12 protein-coding genes, 1 pseudogene and 1 riboswitch are annotated in these 15,803 nt (G+C 47.1%); of the genes and pseudogenes, 6 read left to right on the forward strand and 7 right to left on the reverse strand.

All coding sequences use genetic code 11. The features are described from left to right. Positions 1–101: 101 nt before the first annotated feature. The 4 genes and pseudogenes from prfB to JGK22_RS05965 form a co-directional block, all read right to left on the reverse strand. A protein-coding gene (prfB, locus tag JGK22_RS05950) for a peptide chain release factor 2 (protein ID WP_293174547.1) occupies positions 102–1,212 on the reverse strand; the annotation gives its coding sequence in 2 pieces (ribosomal slippage) (positions 102–1,139 and positions 1,141–1,212; 1,110 coding nt in all). Positions 1,213–1,278: 66 nt separating this feature from the next. Next, positions 1,279–1,737, reverse strand: coding sequence for a peptide chain release factor-like protein (locus JGK22_RS05955; RefSeq protein WP_366025133.1), 459 nt, complete (start codon positions 1,735–1,737; stop codon positions 1,279–1,281). After that, a pseudogene (locus tag JGK22_RS05960) lies at positions 1,723–2,268 on the reverse strand (PCRF domain-containing protein); the annotation flags it as partial. The pseudogene JGK22_RS05960 and the gene JGK22_RS05955, both read right to left, overlap by 15 nt. 297 nt (positions 2,269–2,565) lie before the next feature. Beyond that, on the reverse strand, positions 2,566–3,294 hold the full coding sequence (locus tag JGK22_RS05965) for a Bax inhibitor-1 family protein (RefSeq protein ID WP_293174544.1): 729 nt from the start codon (positions 3,292–3,294) through the stop codon (positions 2,566–2,568). A 568-nt stretch (positions 3,295–3,862) separates the two neighbouring features. Here JGK22_RS05965 and JGK22_RS05970 point away from each other — a divergent pair. Continuing rightward, positions 3,863–4,216 carry a PEP-CTERM sorting domain-containing protein gene (locus tag JGK22_RS05970; RefSeq protein ID WP_293174537.1) on the forward strand — a complete coding sequence of 118 codons (354 nt, stop codon included), beginning with the start codon at positions 3,863–3,865 and terminating at the stop codon, positions 4,214–4,216. Between the two features lie 119 nt (positions 4,217–4,335). Here JGK22_RS05970 and JGK22_RS05975 read toward each other — a convergent pair whose 3' ends face one another. The 3 genes from JGK22_RS05975 to JGK22_RS05985 all read right to left on the reverse strand — a co-directional run bounded on the left by JGK22_RS05975 (position 4,336) and on the right by JGK22_RS05985 (position 9,237). Further along, positions 4,336–5,532, reverse strand: a complete 1,197-nt coding sequence (locus tag JGK22_RS05975; RefSeq protein WP_293195769.1) for an RNA-guided endonuclease TnpB family protein — start codon at positions 5,530–5,532, stop codon at positions 4,336–4,338. A gap of 210 nt (positions 5,533–5,742) precedes the next feature. Then, positions 5,743–7,842, reverse strand: a complete 2,100-nt coding sequence (bchD, locus tag JGK22_RS05980) for a magnesium chelatase ATPase subunit D (protein ID WP_293189733.1) — start codon at positions 7,840–7,842, stop codon at positions 5,743–5,745. A gap of 42 nt (positions 7,843–7,884) precedes the next feature. Then, a complete protein-coding gene (locus tag JGK22_RS05985; RefSeq protein ID WP_366025111.1) occupies positions 7,885–9,237 on the reverse strand; it encodes a HAMP domain-containing sensor histidine kinase in 1,353 nt (450 codons plus the stop codon). 137 nt (positions 9,238–9,374) lie between these two features. Here JGK22_RS05985 and JGK22_RS05990 point away from each other — a divergent pair, with 137 nt between their 5' ends. The 5 genes from JGK22_RS05990 (at position 9,375) to JGK22_RS06010 (ending at position 15,693) form a co-directional block, all read left to right on the forward strand. Then, on the forward strand, positions 9,375–10,712 hold the full coding sequence (locus JGK22_RS05990; protein ID WP_293174531.1) for an SLC13 family permease: 1,338 nt from the start codon (positions 9,375–9,377) through the stop codon (positions 10,710–10,712). Positions 10,713–10,999: 287 nt separating this feature from the next. Next, positions 11,000–11,211, forward strand: a riboswitch (cyclic di-AMP (ydaO/yuaA leader). A gap of 100 nt (positions 11,212–11,311) precedes the next feature. Further along, positions 11,312–12,160 (forward strand): nitrate ABC transporter permease, encoded by an 849-nt coding sequence (gene ntrB, locus JGK22_RS05995; RefSeq protein WP_293312523.1) that lies wholly within the window; start codon positions 11,312–11,314, stop codon positions 12,158–12,160. A gap of 180 nt (positions 12,161–12,340) precedes the next feature. Further along, the gene (locus JGK22_RS06000) at positions 12,341–13,768 is read left to right on the forward strand and encodes an ABC transporter substrate-binding protein (protein WP_293174526.1); all 1,428 of its coding nucleotides are present in this window, start codon (positions 12,341–12,343) and stop codon (positions 13,766–13,768) included. A 235-nt stretch (positions 13,769–14,003) separates the two neighbouring features. Further along, complete coding sequence (locus JGK22_RS06005) at positions 14,004–14,846, forward strand: nitrate ABC transporter ATP-binding protein (protein WP_293189735.1); 843 nt, start codon at positions 14,004–14,006, stop codon at positions 14,844–14,846. Positions 14,847–14,901: 55 nt separating this feature from the next. Next, on the forward strand, positions 14,902–15,693 hold the full coding sequence (locus JGK22_RS06010; RefSeq protein WP_293174520.1) for a universal stress protein: 792 nt from the start codon (positions 14,902–14,904) through the stop codon (positions 15,691–15,693). Positions 15,694–15,803 lie beyond the last annotated feature (110 nt).

Raw genomic sequence — 15,803 nt, forward strand, 5'->3', positions numbered from 1 at the left:
AATGATGAGCGTTAAATATCGCAAAATCGTTCCAAACGCAGTAGTCTACCCCGAGCTATTGAGCGGATACTGACCAACTGTCAACTGTCAACTGTCAACTGTCAACTGACCAACTGATTTTCCTGGCGCAGGTAAGCTTGAATAAACGGCTCTAATTCGCCGTTCATCACATCTAAGACGGCAGTTGTTTCCACTCCAGTCCGCAAATCCTTGACCATTTGATAGGGGTGAAACACGTAGTTGCGAATTTGGTTGCCCCAAGCCGCCTCTACCATATCGCCGCGAATCTCGGCAATTTCGGCGGCGCGCTGTTCCCTAGCAACCACCAACAGCCTAGCTTTGAGTAAGGCGAGAGCTTTTTCTTTATTTTGCAACTGACTGCGTTCTTCGGTACAGCGGACGGCTAAACCAGTCGGAAGGTGAACGATGCGGACAGCCGTTTCTACCTTGTTAACATTTTGTCCGCCCTTGCCGCCTGCGCGAGAAGTCGTGACTTCCAAATCTTTTTCTGGAATATCCAGTTTAACGGATCGATCGAGCACCGGCATCACTTCAACGCCCGCAAAACTTGTTTGACGCTTGTCATTAGCGTTAAACGGCGAAATTCTCACCAAACGGTGAGTACCTTTTTCCGACCTCATGTAGCCGTAAGCGTAGCGGCCGACAATTTCCAAAGAGGCAGATTTAACACCTGCTTCCTCTCCCTCAGAAATCTCGGTTAAATGTACCTTGTAACCCTGACTTTCACCCCAGCGGGTGTACATCCGCAGCAGCATTTCGGCCCAATCTTGAGCATCTGTACCGCCGGCCCCGGCGTTAATTGTCAAAACGGCGCCGCCTTCGTCGTAGGGCCCCGACAGTAATTGTTGCAGTTCCCACTGGTCAAGTTCGCGGGTTAATTGGGAAAGACTCGATGAGGCTTCTTGGAACAGGGACTCGTCTGCGTCTAACTCCAGCAGTTCTAAAATAGCTCTAGCGTCTTCTAGGCTAGTCTGCCAGCCGTGGTATTGGTCTAAATGAGATTTGAAGTCATTCAGTTCTTGGAGGGTTCCTTGAGCTTGTTCTTGGTCGTCCCAGAATGCCGGTTGGGCGCAGATTTGCTCTAAATCTTGGATTTTGGCTGTGAGTGCGGGGATGTCAAAGATAGTCCTGGGTGGTACCCAGTCGATCGGACAATGTTTCAATATCGTGTTTGATGTCTAGAACTTCCACTGTGAGTTCTCCTAGTTTTGTGGTGTCTTGTCGATTTTAGCTGAAATTGGGTTCAATCTGTGCAAATCAATTTTTCAGCAGCAGACCAGCTTTGATGAATGGGTCAATCTTGCCGTCGAGTACCTCGGCGACGGCTGTTGTTTCGATTCCTGTACGGAAATCCAGAACTTTGTCCTGGTTTGCGCTGTCGCTGGCAAATTGATATTCTCGAATTGGTTGGTTGAGGAATGTTTTTAGCCGATCGCACTGAATGTCTGCAAGCTGCTGAACTCCTTGCCTTTGCATAATAGCAAACAGTTTGCTCTTGAGAACCGCCAAAGCCTTGTCTTTATTTTGCATTTGAGTGCGACATCCGTCACAAATGGCAGAAATACCAGTAGGAATATGCACAATTTTCACCCATGCTTTGGTTCCGTTAGTATTCTGATTGAGATTGGGTAATATGGCTCTTAAATCCTGCTGTGCAATCTCCAATTGCACGTACATTGGCAAAATTTCCACCGTCGCTGTAGAAGAGAGTCGCATTATGGTAATATTAAAAGGCGATTTCCGTTTAAGTCGGTGTATTCCGGTTTCTGACTTGAGATAGCCGCAAGCGTAACGTCCGTCTATTTCCAAGGTTGTAGAAATAATTCCTATTTCAGGCGCTGGGGAAGATTCAACGTCCGCAACTTGGTAGCCTCGGCTTAGTCCCCACATAATATACATTCTGAGCAACATTTCTGCCCAGTATTGAGCATCGATACCGTTTGTTCCGGCCTTAATTATGAGGTAGGCTCCATTTTTGTCGCAAGGCCCGCTCAAGGATTGCTCTATTTCATACTCTTGGAGAGAGTGGTTTAGTTGAGCTAAATTAGTTTGAAGTTCTTGCTCTAGTTCGTCGTCTGCTTGAAATTCGAGTAACTCCAGTGCTGCTGTAGCATCTGCCAAAATTGTTTGGCACTGGTTGAGTTTTGCCTGATAGGATTGGAGTGCGTCTAGTTCTTGGAGTGGTCGTTCAACTGTCTTGATGCTTTTGCCAGATTCCGGCTGTGCTGCTAGCTGTTGTAACTTTTGGCTTTCGGCGGTTAAGGCTGAGTCAAAGACAGTCTTGTAGGTTGGTTAGTCGATCGCACAAAATTTCGATATTGTGTTTGGTCTCTAGAATTTCCACTGTGATTTCTCCAGCGTTGTGGGTGATTATATTAATCTTAGCTTGTGGCTCACTTGTTGTGCCACAAATACTAAAAAATATTTTTTGACCGCGGATGAACGCGGATGAACGCGGATGCAAGCGGGAATTGTCAAGGTAATAAAAAACCGCAGCCGGATGTCGATCGCGCTGCGGTTGTTTTTAAGCTAAACTTTCAATGATTAATCGCGACCGTTGAGAGCAATCATCAGGCGCAGAATGAAGATGAACAAGTTGATGTAAGTCAAGTACATCGACAGGGCGGCGGGCAAATACTGGTCGTCGTGGTAGGTGCGGGGTAAGATGTAAAAATCGACGATCGCAGCACCAGCAAATATAAACACGCCGATGCCAGAAATGCCAATTTCCAACCAAGTTGGGGTGTAAACGCCAAACAGCGACAGCAGAAATTGACCGCCAACGACTACTAACAAAGCAATGACACCTAAACTGATAGTCTTGGTGAGGGCCATGCCGTCTGCTTCCGACAAGTTGGAGCCTATTTGGCGGGCGGCGATGAAAGTAATGCCGCAGCCGAGGGCTGCAAAACCGATGCCGCCGATGCCGACGCCTTGGGTTCTGAGGGCTGTAAATACCAATCCGCTGAGGGTGTAGCCGGAAAGCAGGCTGTAGGTAGCCAGCAGGGGCAAGGCGGTGTTTTTGTTGTTTTGTTCGGCGGCGGCGCTGGCGACGAAGAACAGAATTAATTCTAGGACGATCGCAGCAATAAACGTGGGAAAGAAGATACCGGGATAGTTGCGGATGACTCCGAGGCCGCCGTAGGTGCCGACAGCAGTTAAGACAAGTCCGCCGCCCACGAAGGGGAGAGCGTTAGCGATGACGTTGGGGCCAACCAGCGCGTGGTTTTTGGCCTCGCGCACGGCTTCGCGGAAGTTGCTGGTGTTACTCACGAGGATGTTACCTAATTTTGGCTGAGATTTGCTATCTATATTTTGACAGCTTTACAGTTTGTTGACAAAACATGAAGTAGTTTAAAGATTTGATAAAGAACGGGGGTGAGATCACTTCCTACCTGGAAGTGATTGTTTATAATCAACGCCGTACCAGTAAATCTCCACCCTGCGGTCGTTGTCGGGGAACGATGTCTGAGACCGTTGTCAGTCGTCGTAGAGCTATAATTGAGGTTAAAGTACCGGTGCTATTGCCGGCGATGGGCAACCTAAAAGTCGATCGCATTGCAAATATATAGCTGAAGTTAATCAATTTGGAATTTGGGATTTACGATTTGGGATTGAGCAGTTTATGATTGAGTCAGGGACTCCCATTGATTTTAGGTTTTTGATTGGTGACTTAGTTGAAACTACAGCCCGGAAATCTGAATCATCTCAACTATAAAATAAATCTTAAATTTTTAAGCGGTTGGGTGGGTTGCGAAAGTGGTCGAGACAGGGTATGTAAAGCAAATTAATCGTGAAAGTATTTAGTTCGATCGACAAAATGCCAAACAGGTAATATCTAATGCCCACCTTTTTTGCTCGCACATTATTGCCACCTGCCGCCGGAATTCTATTGGCGGCAACTACCCTTATTTCCGGCGGTCAAGCTGCCCTTGCAGCTAATGTCAGTGCCGTTTCTACTGCCACTTCATCGCAGGGTTCAGAACATTTGCTGCTGGCTCTGACTGGTCAATCCGCGCAAGGTACAATTTTACCGAGCCCGAACTCGGGAACGGTAAACCGGGCGGCTGGGCCGGTGAAAATTCCTGAGCCTTCAATGCTGGCGGGGTTGGTTTTAGTCGCCGGTTCGCTGGTGATGACTCGCCGGAGAGGGAGAGTTAAACAGGAGAGTTTTGGCAAAAATCAAAGTTTTTAGATTGTTAAGAGTAGATGCAACACAGGGAAGATGCCTGTGCCACAATTCAGGACACAGGGAAGATGCCTGTGCCACGATCCAGGCTAGTGAATCTCGATGTGAACTACCCGACTCTCACCCTATCGGGTAGAGAGCGGGCTTCCAGCTTCAAGGGGAACCGCGTTCGACAAGACCGAAATCTTGCCACCACGACTTACATTCCCTCCACTGGCAGCAGCACTCGTTCCTAATGCCAAAAACCGCAAGGCTTCATCTCTGATATTTTTTGCCGCATTCACGTCGCGATCGTTTCGAGATTTACATTTAGGACAATCCCAATGACGAACATCCAAAGGCATCTCGGATACTTTGTGCAGACAATTATTGCAAGTTTTGGAGCTAGGGAAAAATCGCTCAACCTCAATATAGGTTTTCCCATCTTTCTCAGCTTTGTACTTGAGCATTGTTCCGAACATCCCCCAGCCAGCATCGCTAATTGCTTTGGCTAGACAGTGGTTGCGTACCATGCCTTTGACATTTAGATCTTCTACTGCAATGACTTGGTTTTCGTCTACTATCTTGCGGGACAGTTTGTGCAGAAAATCCTCGCGAACACGTTTGATTTTAGAGTGGACTTTAGCCACTAATCTTCTAGCTTTGTTTCTAGTGCTACTTCCTTTCTGTTTACGACTGAGTTTTTGCTGTTTGCGCTTGAGGTTTTTGCTATGTTTCTTGAGGTGACGAGGGTTTTTATACTTACTGCCATCGCTAGTTACACAGAAGTCAATCAAGCCTACATCTAAACCAATTGCCTTGCCTTTCGCAGTAGTTTCTACGCTCTTGATGCCATCATCAACCAAGATAGAAGCAAAATACTTTCCATCTGGGTTTTTAGATACGGTAACAGTCTTAACTGTGCCATCAAAAGTGCGATGAACTTTGCAATTCACTTCACCAATGATAGGTAGCTTGATCGACTTTTCGCCAACCTTGACATTCTGAGGATAGCTGACAGATTGCCGACCGTGCTTTGATTTGAAGCTAGGGAATCCAGCTTTTTTCTCAAAGAAGTTTTGGTAGGCAACAGACAGATTTAGCGCAACAACCTGTAGAGATTGCGAGTAAGCCCCTTTCTTCAGCCAAGGATATTCTATTTTTAGCTGAGGTAATAAACCTTGGATCGCACCTCGACTTAGCCCCTTACCCGTAGCCTTGTATGTTTCCTGACTCATATTTAGGCTGTAATTCCACAACCAACGCGAACAGCCGAAAGCACCAGCAAAATACTGCTGCTGTTCGGCTGTCGGATATAGTCGGAACTTGTAAGCCTGATACATTATCATTAACCAAGGTTGCTGATAATATTATAGCTGATATACAAAGAAAATGCAAGGAGTTTGCTCATCTCGTCGCCGAGGAGCCCATCTCTCTATGGCTTACGCCTAGTAGCTTGTGGGCAAATGGGACTCCTCACCTCGCTCGGCTTTCATCCCGACGCTCACGCCCTGCGTTAGAGCGCGGGACTTCCCGCGTGTCCGTTAAGGATTTTAGCCGATCGCGTCGCGCAGAGCATTTTTAGTCATAGCTGCGATCGACTGTTCCGAAGCTTTCGGCAAATGATAGTATTTCCCGCCAGAAGTCTTGGCCAACTCCTTCGCAAAGCCGGTCGAAATAAACTTGCTCTCGGTATCAATCACCAGCAACTGCATTCCCAAACCGCGAATTTTGGCAGCAATTTCTAGCAACTCCTTCTTAATATCCGGCTTTTCGCCATCTAAAATCGGTTCGCCCAAAGAACGAGCCAAAGGAATATTACCGCGTCCGTCAGTAATAGCAACAATCGCCACTTGACCGATATCTCCAGACTGCCGCGCATTAACTCCCACGCGCACCGCCTGAGTCAAACCGTGGGCCAGGGGGGAACCGCCGCCGCAGGGCAATCGTTCCAAACGCTTGCGGGCCAAGGCTATCGATCGAGTCGGCGGTAACAATACTTCTGCTTGTTCTCCGCGAAAGGGAATCAGCGCAACTTGGTCGCGACTTTGATAAGCTTCGGTGAGTAGCTGCATGACAGCACCTTTTGCCGACTGCATCCGGTTGAGCGCCATGGAACCCGAAGCATCCACGACAAATACGACTAAAGCCCCAGCTTTTCTGGCCAAGCGCTTCGCCCGAATGTCTCCCTGTTCCACAAATACCCGCTTATCTCGATTTGGGCTGGAACTCGCCGCGGGTTCTTGGTCTGAATTCCTTTGGCGGCGGGCTTTTTGGTAAGGTGCGGCGGCCCTAAGAGTCGCGTCAACGGCGATGCGACGGACTGGGCCTTTGGGCAATATTGGCTTGACGTAACGGCCTCTATCTTCGGAGAAAATGGTGGTTCTGCTGCCGGATTTGCCTTGTTTGTTGGCGGATTGTTGGGCGAATAAAAGCACGCTGGGGTCGAGAATTACGCCTTCGGGGTCAAACAGAAATTCTTCGGGAATGGTATCTTGCTCTGGTTCTTCTTGAGGTTCGGGGTTGTCTTCATCCTCTTGATTTTCTTCGTCTTCTTGCTCGTTTTCTGGTTCGTCTTGTTCTTGTTCTGACTGCTTTTGGGGTGGTGGCGGCGGGGGAGGAGGAGAGTTTTCGTCTGGGGGAGATTGGATGACGGTGGCGCGGGGTACGATGACTAATTCTACGGCGCGGCGCAAGTCTTCGGCGTTAACTTCTGTACGTCCTTCGATGGCGGCGCAGGCGCGGGCGACGCGCACTGCGAATATTTCGGCGCGGTGTCCTTGAACTGCGCCGCGGATGGCTTCTTCTACTAAGTAGGCGATTTGTTCGCGTTTAATGGTGACATCTTTGAGCCATTCTCTGGCGAGGATGATTTGGGTTTTGAGGTTGTCGGTGTCTTCGGCGTATTGAGTGAGAAATTGTTGGGGGGAGCTGGAGTAGGATAAAGCTTGTTCTACTGCGTAGACTCTTTCTTGTAGTTCGAGGGCTGCGTCGGCGGAAAGGACGATCGCGATGCGATCGAGCAAATGTTCTCTGAGGGGGCCTTCTTCGGGGTTGTAGGTGGCAATGAACAGAGGTTTGCAGGGATGTTGGAAGCTAATTCCTTCGCGCTCTATTTGGTTGCGGCCTTCGGTTAATACTGTGAGCAATTGGTTGGAAATATTGTCATCGAGGAGGTTAATTTCGTCTACATAAAGTACGCCTCGATTTGCTTGGGCTAAGAGTCCGGGTTGAAATACAGTTTGACCGAATTTTACTGATTGTTCGACATCGACTGAACCTAAGAGTCTGTCTTCGGTGACACCGAGAGGAATTTGAATGAATGGTGTGGGAATTATTTCGGTGGCTGGATTTGTATTTGTGGAACGGGCATCTTGCCCGTTTTCTTCTGACAGGTCAGAGGCATTTTCTGCAATAATCTCATCAGGTTCAGCGTTGCAAAAAGAGTCTTTGACAATTTCAATTGGTGGCAGTAGGGAATGCAAGGCGCGGGCCATTACTGATTTTGCTGTACCGCGGCGTCCGGCGATCGCAACTCCTCCCAATCCGGGATCTACTGCTGCCAACAGCAGGGCTAATTTGATTGCTTCTTGCCCAACTACGGCGGTGAGGGGAAAGGATGCTGTGGAAGGGCTAAGGCTGGCTGCGGGCATAGGATTTTCTGATTTTCGGATCTAAAAATTTGAACTTAATGTTTAGGTTACTGCTTGAAGTATTTTAACTTCTAAGGGGAGAATCACGGTAAAAGTTGAGCCGACTCCGATTTCTGATGCGAGCTCGATTTTGCCTTGCATCAGGGTAACGAGCCGCGATACTATAGCTAATCCCAAACCGGTGCTGTCGGGGGGAAAGTGCTGTTGGCCGGCTTCTGAGGCTTGAAAGAATGGCTCAAAGATGCGGTTGGTATGTGCGGGAGCGATGCCGATGCCGGTATCTGTAATGGCGATCGCCCAATTTGCATCGACCGCACGGCAGCAACTTAATTCAATGCTACCAGCTTCTGTGTAGCGAATGGCATTGCTCAGCAGGTTAGTGAGAATTTGTTGCAGCCGCTGTGCGTCGGCGATTACTTGTGTGGGGGCGCAGTCGCTGGTAACAGCGAGCTTTAATCCTTTAGCATCAGCTATTGGCTGCATCATTTCTACTACGGTACTAATTATAGATCGTACATTAGTTTGCCGCAGGTTAAGTTTAATTTTGCCTGCATCGGCGCGAGAAAGTTCTAGGGTATCGTTAATCAGGCGCAGCAACTGTCTGCCGTTGCGCAATACTCGCTCGATGTGTTCGATGCCGGGGAGGGTATCTTTGATTTCGGATTGCCATTTTTCTTGACGCAAAAACAGTTCGGAATAACCGATAATTGAGTTGAGGGGAGTTTTGAGTTCGTGAGCTAAATGGTAGAGGTTTTCTTGATTGACGCTGACAAGACGATTCAGTTCTTGATTGTTGAGTTTTAACTGAGTTTGGATTTGTTGAAGTTCCTGGAGCCTCTGAGCGACGTAGCTATCGAAACACTGGGCAATTGCTTCGTCTACTACGGCATCTATGAGCCGAAAAGCTCTGAATACGTCGGCGGTGGTTCCTGCTAGCAATGGTGCTTCTAAGTGGGAGAATATTACTTGACGCAATAAATGGTATTCCCGAGCTACTTCTGCGGCATCGTAGCCTTGTTCTGCTCGCAGAAACCCGTGGTCTAAACTGGCTTCAATTATTGCTTTTATGTCGCTGTTTTGAGATTGTGAAAGCACTGTGACCATCGCCCCCAACAGGTGAGGTATGTGATTTTCGATCGCAGAGTGTGGCAAGGTGTCAGCGCTTTCTATTTTCCGATCCAAGCGTACTGCTTCAATCCAGTTTTTGAGGATGGTATCGGTTTTGTCGGCGAGCAGTTGGCTGTAGTCCATAATGTCTGCGTGGGGGCGAAGTTTGGCAGATATTCCCCATGTTTCATTGTAGTTGAGCGATCGCCCGATCGCCATACCAAACTTCACCCCCACGCGAGCCTGCCAAAAGAAGTAGTTTCGCTCTAATTTTTCCCTGTGCTGCAACTCTCACTATGAATACATTCCAGCTTGGTGCTGCCAAAAGGAGCACTTAAACTTATTGACCTAATAGCCATAAAGTAGTATAATCCCTCAATCCGAGAGGTTTGAATTTTTAATTTTTAATTTTGTCAGGGGACTAAATGGAAAACGTGCAAGCTGCGATCGCTGCGGCCACATTTATCGGTGTAGTTTTCTTAATAATTACAGAATGGATACACCTCACAATTGCGGCATTTCTGGGAGCGCTGATTCTGGTTTTCACCCACGTAATGACGTTAAAGGATGCGATCGAATATATTAGTCGCAGTCACGGAACGCTGGGCTTGTTTTTTGGAGTCATGGTCATGGTGAGAGCCTTTGAGCCTACCAAGATATTCGACTACTTGGCAACTCAAATGGTGCTTTTGGCGAAAGGCAAAGGCAAAAATCTCTTGCTTGGTATTGTCGGAATTACTACCCCAATTTGTGCAGTTTTGCCAAATGCCACGACTGTCATGCTGCTAGCACCGTTAATACCGCCAATGGCAGAAGAAGTCGGTGTAGATTTTGTGCCGCTGCTGATTTTAATGGTATTTGTGGCTAACAGTTCGGGACTGCTGACAATCGTGGGAGATCCGGCGACATTCATAGTCGGCGATGCGATTAACATGAGCTTTACAGATTACCTGTTAAAGTTAAGTTTAGGTGGGGCGATCGCCGTAGCAGTCATCTTAGTTATTCTGCCGTGGATGTTCCCCGAAATCTGGCACAAAGAATTGGATGATTTGGAACATTTGCCACACCCAAAAATCAATCATCCGCGAGTGTTAGCGGTGGGCGGTTTAATTATAGCTTTCGTGCTGACATTTTTTGTAGTGGGAGAGTCGCTGCCCGTGCCAATTTCACCAGCAGCCGTGGCTTTGTTGGGGGCGGCTTTGGCAATGCTCTTGGCTCACCATTCCAAAATAGATTCTTTGAACAATATTTTACGGGATTTAGATTGGAGTACGCTGCTATTTTTCATGTCGATATTTGTGCTAATTGGCGGTTTGGAAAAAACCGGAGTCATCGCTGGGATGTCGGGAATTTTAGCAGCTATTTTAGGTAAAAATATTTTTCTTGGTTCTTTAACGCTGTTATTTTTCGTGGGTTTGATGTCGAGCGTGGTGCCAAATATTCCGCTTGTTGTGGCGATGGTGCCACTGTTAAAACAGTATGTTGTGAATGTCGGACTCGCACCGACGGAGGTGCTGGCACCCGATTTTGCAGGGCAGTTTCCACCTGCTGTGCTGCCACTGTTTTATGCGATGATGTACGGGGCAACTTTAGGAGGAAATGGCACTTTGGTAGGAGCTTCTTCTAATATTGTGGCTGCGGGAATTTCTGAGCTGCACGGGCGCCGGATTTCTTTTCAAACTTTTCTGCGTTACGGGCTTCCTGTGATGGCTTTGCAATTGGTGGCTGCGGCTGTTTATGTAACTATCCGGTTTCTGATTTGAAGAAGTCATTAGTCATTAGTCATTGGTCATTAGTCATTGGTCATTGGTCATTAGTCATTAGTCATTGGTCAGCATTTATTATACCCCTTCAAAAAAAGCAACTGTAGGCCAGCGATCCAAACCCTTAAGTCATCAGTCATTGCCTAATCTCAAATCGAAAAATGGAAAATCTCAAATTGTATTAGTTCTGTTTCTCAACTTTTGGGCTTCGCCGATCATCGCCCCTACCTACTCCTAAAGACGTATTGACAGGATGAGAAGGTCGTGCTAGGTTAATTTAAATTGGCTTAAAAGTCAAGCCTAATCCAGCACTGCGCCCTTAAACAAAGCCTGTGGCTGGAGCGGAGGAACCAATTTTCGGGGCGAATCCCTACAGAATTAAAAACCAAAGTTAAAAATTGCCAAATTTGAGTGTAATTTTGAGTTTGAAATCTTTAGAGAAGGGCATCTCTCAGTCCTAGCCCGTCAGCTAACTTCGCAGGCATTGAGAAGAGACTGAAGAGTCAACTTGTCTTCAATAGATAGTTTGGCTTCGTCAGTGTCTCCGGTTGGTATTGTTCAAGATTTCTTGTACCGCCCCTGACTCTGAGGAGATTTAAATGTCAATTCAACTTAATTTATCTGCGATCGCAATTGCCGGACAAGCTGCCTGGAAACGAACAAAACCCGTCATCATCCGAGATAATGTATTGTTGCCGGCGGTTGGTTTTTTGGGAATTCTTGGCCTGTGGTGGATTGTTGCCAGCTTCAAAAGCGATTTAATTCCCACTCCGTATCAAGCGTTAATCGCTAATTTAGATTACATATTGCATCCATTTTACCAGCGCGGGCCGGGAGATTTAGGCATTGGCTGGCTGCTGCTGGCGAGTTTGCGGCGGGTGTTGCTAGGATTTTTGCTGGGTGCCGTTGTGGCGATTCCCGTGGGATTTCTGATCGGGATGTCGAAACCGGCGATGATGGCGCTCAATCCGCTGATTCAAATCTTCAAACCGGTGTCGCCGCTGGCTTGGCTGCCGATCGCTCTATCAATCTTTAATTTAGCAGATCCGTCGGCAATTTTTGTGATATTTATTACGTCTTTGTGGCCGACAATGATCAATACAGCTTTGGGAGTCTCTAGCGTTTCCAAGGATTATCTGGATGTGGCGCGAGTGTTGGAGATGCCGCGCTGGAGGCGGATTACTAAGATAATTTTGCCGGCGAGTTTGCCTTACATTTTTACTGGCTTGCGGATTAGTTTGGGGATTGCTTGGCTGGTGATTGTGGCGGTGGAAATGCTGACTGGTGGTGTAGGAATTGGCTTTTTTGTGTGGGATGAGTGGAGCCGTTTGAACCTAAGTTCGGTATTTTTAGCGGTGTTTGTAATTGGCTTAACTGGTTTGCTGCTCGATTGGGCTGTTGGCAAAGTTCAAGAAATGGTAACGCATCGATCGATCGAGAGTCATTAGTTATTAGTCATTAGTCATCAGTCATCAGTCATCAATCATCCTCATCTCTTGAGATTATCTGCGTTTATCTGTGTTTATCTGCCTTAAATCTGCGGTTGCTCTATCGAGCGAAGATTTATGCAATTGCTCATCTATTAGTCATTGCCAATCTAAAATCTAAAATCTAAAATCTAAAATGGTATGAGTGATAACTTTTCCAATGAATGGAATCGGCGGGAGTTTTTGCAAGGAATGGGAGCGGCGGCGGGAATGGCTTTATCTGGTTGTGGGATTAACGCCGATCGATCGGCAAAAGGACTCACAGAAGAAGCCGAAGCGGTAAAGCCGATCGTCAATTCCCAAACCTTAGAGAAACCCAATCTAACCATAGGGTACGTACCCGTTAACGATTGTGCACCATTTGCGATCGCCTGGAAGAAAGGATTTTTCCGCAAATACGGCTTAAACGTCAAACTCAACCGCGAAGCAAGCTGGGCAACCTCCCGCGACGGCCTGATTTTCGGGCGCCTCGACGCCTCCCCAGTCGTATCCGGCGCCATCACAAACGCCCGCATTGGTGCCGAAGGAGCGCGTCACGCACCCATGTGCGCGGCAATGACAATTCACCGCCACGGCAACGCGATGACGATGAGCAAAGCAATGTGGGATTTTGGTTTGCGCCCGTGGCACGAATACAACGGCAATTTAGAAGAATTTGGCAAGCAATTTCGAGGTTTTTTTGAGAGTCAACCAGTAGAAAATAAAGTCTGGGCAGTTGTACTAAGTTCTGCTATTTACGAATACTTTGTGCGTTATATATCTGCCGCTGCCGGTATCGATCCGTTCAAAGAATTTAGGATAATTATTGTGCCGCCGCCTCAAATGGTAACGAATATGAGAATCGGGGCGATGCAGGCTTACATGGTGGCAGAACCTTGGAATACGCGGGCAATTAAAGGTAATTTGGGCGTGGGGTTTACCTTCGCGCAAGGTAAGGAAGTTTGGCAGGGACATCCCGATCGCGTTTTGGGAGTAATGCAATCATTCATTGACGAAAACCCGAAGACTTATTACTCGCTGGTGAAGGCAATGGTGGAAGCTTGTCAGTTTTGCAGCAAACCGGAAAATCGCAGTCAAATAGCAGCATTGTTGACCGATCGATCTTTTACGGGGGCTAAACCTAAAAACGGGGCGATCGACAAATTTACGCGACCGGGAATAGTTGGGGAATACAATTATGGTGGGTTTGATGAAAAAGACCGCACTATAATATCTGAAGATACAACAATTTTCTATGACATTCCTAAGAACTTGCCCCAAATACCGGGAAATCATTCAACATTTTTGTGGCAGTCTCACAGTATTTGGTTGATGACTCAAGCCGCGCGCTGGGGACACATTAAGGAGGTGCCGAAAAATGCTGATGAATTAGCTAAACAAGCTTGGAGAACCGACCTTTACCGCAAGATTGTTGCCGAAATGGCGATCGATTGTCCCCAGGAGGATTACAAAGTCGAACCTGCGGAAGTTTTCATTGACAAAAAATCATTTGACCCCAGCGATCCGGTGGGTTATTTGAATAGTTTTGAAATTCGAGCCAATCGCCCTCAATCTTTTTTTCAGTCTTAATATTTGACTGCTTTCGCTGTTCCTATGACATCTTGCACCATTTTCAACAACCTGTATGGGCGGGGAAAGCCAACAGCCTAAAAGGTAGCAGACAAGTTAAATAAACCCGCCCCACCCCACGAAAAAGCCCCAATTGACATTGATGCAAGATCTCAGTTGAAATCGACTGCTAAATTTGAGAGTTTAGGCAGTCGCAGTTAAATTAAATTACTTTACTACTTGTTAGGAGAATACCGTGACTCAATTTACTTCTACATCTACCCCCACCAACGACAAAGTTAACAGCAAATCTGCTAATTTTCTGGAAATAAACAATTTGTTCAAGTCGTATAAAAATGCTGATGGCAGCGAATTTAGCGTTTTGGAAAATATCAACTTAAGTATTGGATCTGACGAATTTATTTCAGTAATCGGTCACTCGGGTTGTGGCAAATCGACGCTGCTGAAAATAGTAGCAGGTTTGGAACAACAAAGTGGCGGAATCGTGACACTAGAAGGCAAGGAAATTCGCAAACCTGGAGCCGATCGCATGATGGTATTCCAGCACTACGGATTGCTGCCTTGGTTGACGGTGCGGGAAAACATTCGCCTAGCAGTTGATGAAGTTTTGCAAAATCTCAACCGCGCTGAGAAGATTAGCCTTGTCAATGAACACCTAGCAATGGTAAACTTAACAGCAGCAGCAGATAAATATCCCGATCAAATTTCAGGGGGCATGAAGCAACGGGTTGGGATTGCGCGAGCTTTGGCACTTCGGCCGAAGATGTTATTAATGGACGAACCATTTGGAGCGCTGGATGCTCTGACTCGTGGCAAGTTGCAAAAACAGGTGCTCGATATCTGGGAAAATCACAGACAAGCTGCAATGATGATTACCCACGACGTGGACGAGGCTATCTATATGTCCGATCGCATTGTGTTGATGACAAACGGCCCGGCGGCGACAATCGGCGAGATTTTGGCAGTGCCGTTTTCGCATCCGCGCGATCGCCAGGAGTTGCGGGAATCTCAGGAATATTACGAACTGCGAAACTACGCTTTGAATTTTCTCGATCGCTACTTTACTCAAGACGAATAACCCAAGGGCGACTAGAAGAACCGACAAAAAAATTCACTTAAGAGAGGTCTAGCCTGTGAATCTCAAAACAATTTTAGCGCGTTTTGAAAGTGCATTAGGATGCCAAAACTTAGCGGAAGAAATGGTGTTGCTGCCGGAGTCAAAAGTCCCTGTTTCTAAGAAAAAGTCAAAACCGACAAAACCGACAAAATCTATCAATTTTATTGTGGGTTACAACAGTTCTCCTCAAAGTCAAACAGCTCTCGATATTACCCTTTGGATTGCTCATCAAACTCGTTTAGTAACAACTCAAGAAGTCACGGTGCAAGTCGTCTACGTACTCGACGAAACTCCCAACATTTACGATGAAAATACTTGTAGTTTGGGTGTGGAAAATGCCTGGGCTACGAAGCCCCAACTGTCGGATTTAGAGGAAAAATCGGCTCTTTACTGTGCAGCGCCTGCGATCGCATTACCTACAGCCGAAATCCAATCGGTATCCCAGCGAGCGACCTGGATCGATCCGCCTTATTTTCGGGCAATTTTCTGTCAAAATAATGAGTACGAGGTAGCAGATAAGTTGCTGTGGCAAGCCCGCTGTTTGGCTGAGGAATGGCGCGGTTTATTCAAAGCTCATTTACGCATCGGTAAAGTTGCGACAGAATTGAGAAATGTGGTAGAATTAGAATCGGCAAATTTACTATTTTTAGGCTGCAATTCTCGCAACCACCCGCTGGTTAGGCAACTCGGCAAGAATTTTCCCTGCTGCGTGTTGGGGATTCCTGCCGCACTCAGCTATCCGATGGATTTGGGGCCCGAAGAAAGTTTGAGCAACTTGCAGTTGGCTACAGCTATGCCTGCACGTTAAACTTGTGGGAAATGGAAGCCTCTGAGGTGGGATTTTATAGCGCGAGCGAGTTAAGATCCCTGCGCGGTTGGTGCTTCTCTTGCTTCAAAAACGCTAGATTGATGAGTGTT

The sequence above is a fragment of the Microcoleus sp. PH2017_08_TRC_O_A genome, from assembly GCF_020738665.1.
Classification (GTDB): domain Bacteria; phylum Cyanobacteriota; class Cyanobacteriia; order Cyanobacteriales; family Microcoleaceae; genus Microcoleus.

Coding starts and splice junctions, on each gene's coding strand:
- JGK22_RS05955 (WP_366025133.1), bottom strand. CDS start 1,737: ATGCGACTCTCTTCTACAGCGACGGTGGAAATTTTGCCAATGTACGTG.
- JGK22_RS05970 (WP_293174537.1), top strand. CDS start 3,863: ATGCCCACCTTTTTTGCTCGCACATTATTGCCACCTGCCGCCGGAATT.
- JGK22_RS05975 (WP_293195769.1), bottom strand. CDS start 5,532: ATGTATCAGGCTTACAAGTTCCGACTATATCCGACAGCCGAACAGCAG.
- bchD (WP_293189733.1), bottom strand. CDS start 7,842: ATGCCCGCAGCCAGCCTTAGCCCTTCCACAGCATCCTTTCCCCTCACC.
- JGK22_RS05990 (WP_293174531.1), top strand. CDS start 9,375: ATGGAAAACGTGCAAGCTGCGATCGCTGCGGCCACATTTATCGGTGTA.
- ntrB (WP_293312523.1), top strand. CDS start 11,312: ATGTCAATTCAACTTAATTTATCTGCGATCGCAATTGCCGGACAAGCT.
- JGK22_RS06000 (WP_293174526.1), top strand. CDS start 12,341: ATGAGTGATAACTTTTCCAATGAATGGAATCGGCGGGAGTTTTTGCAA.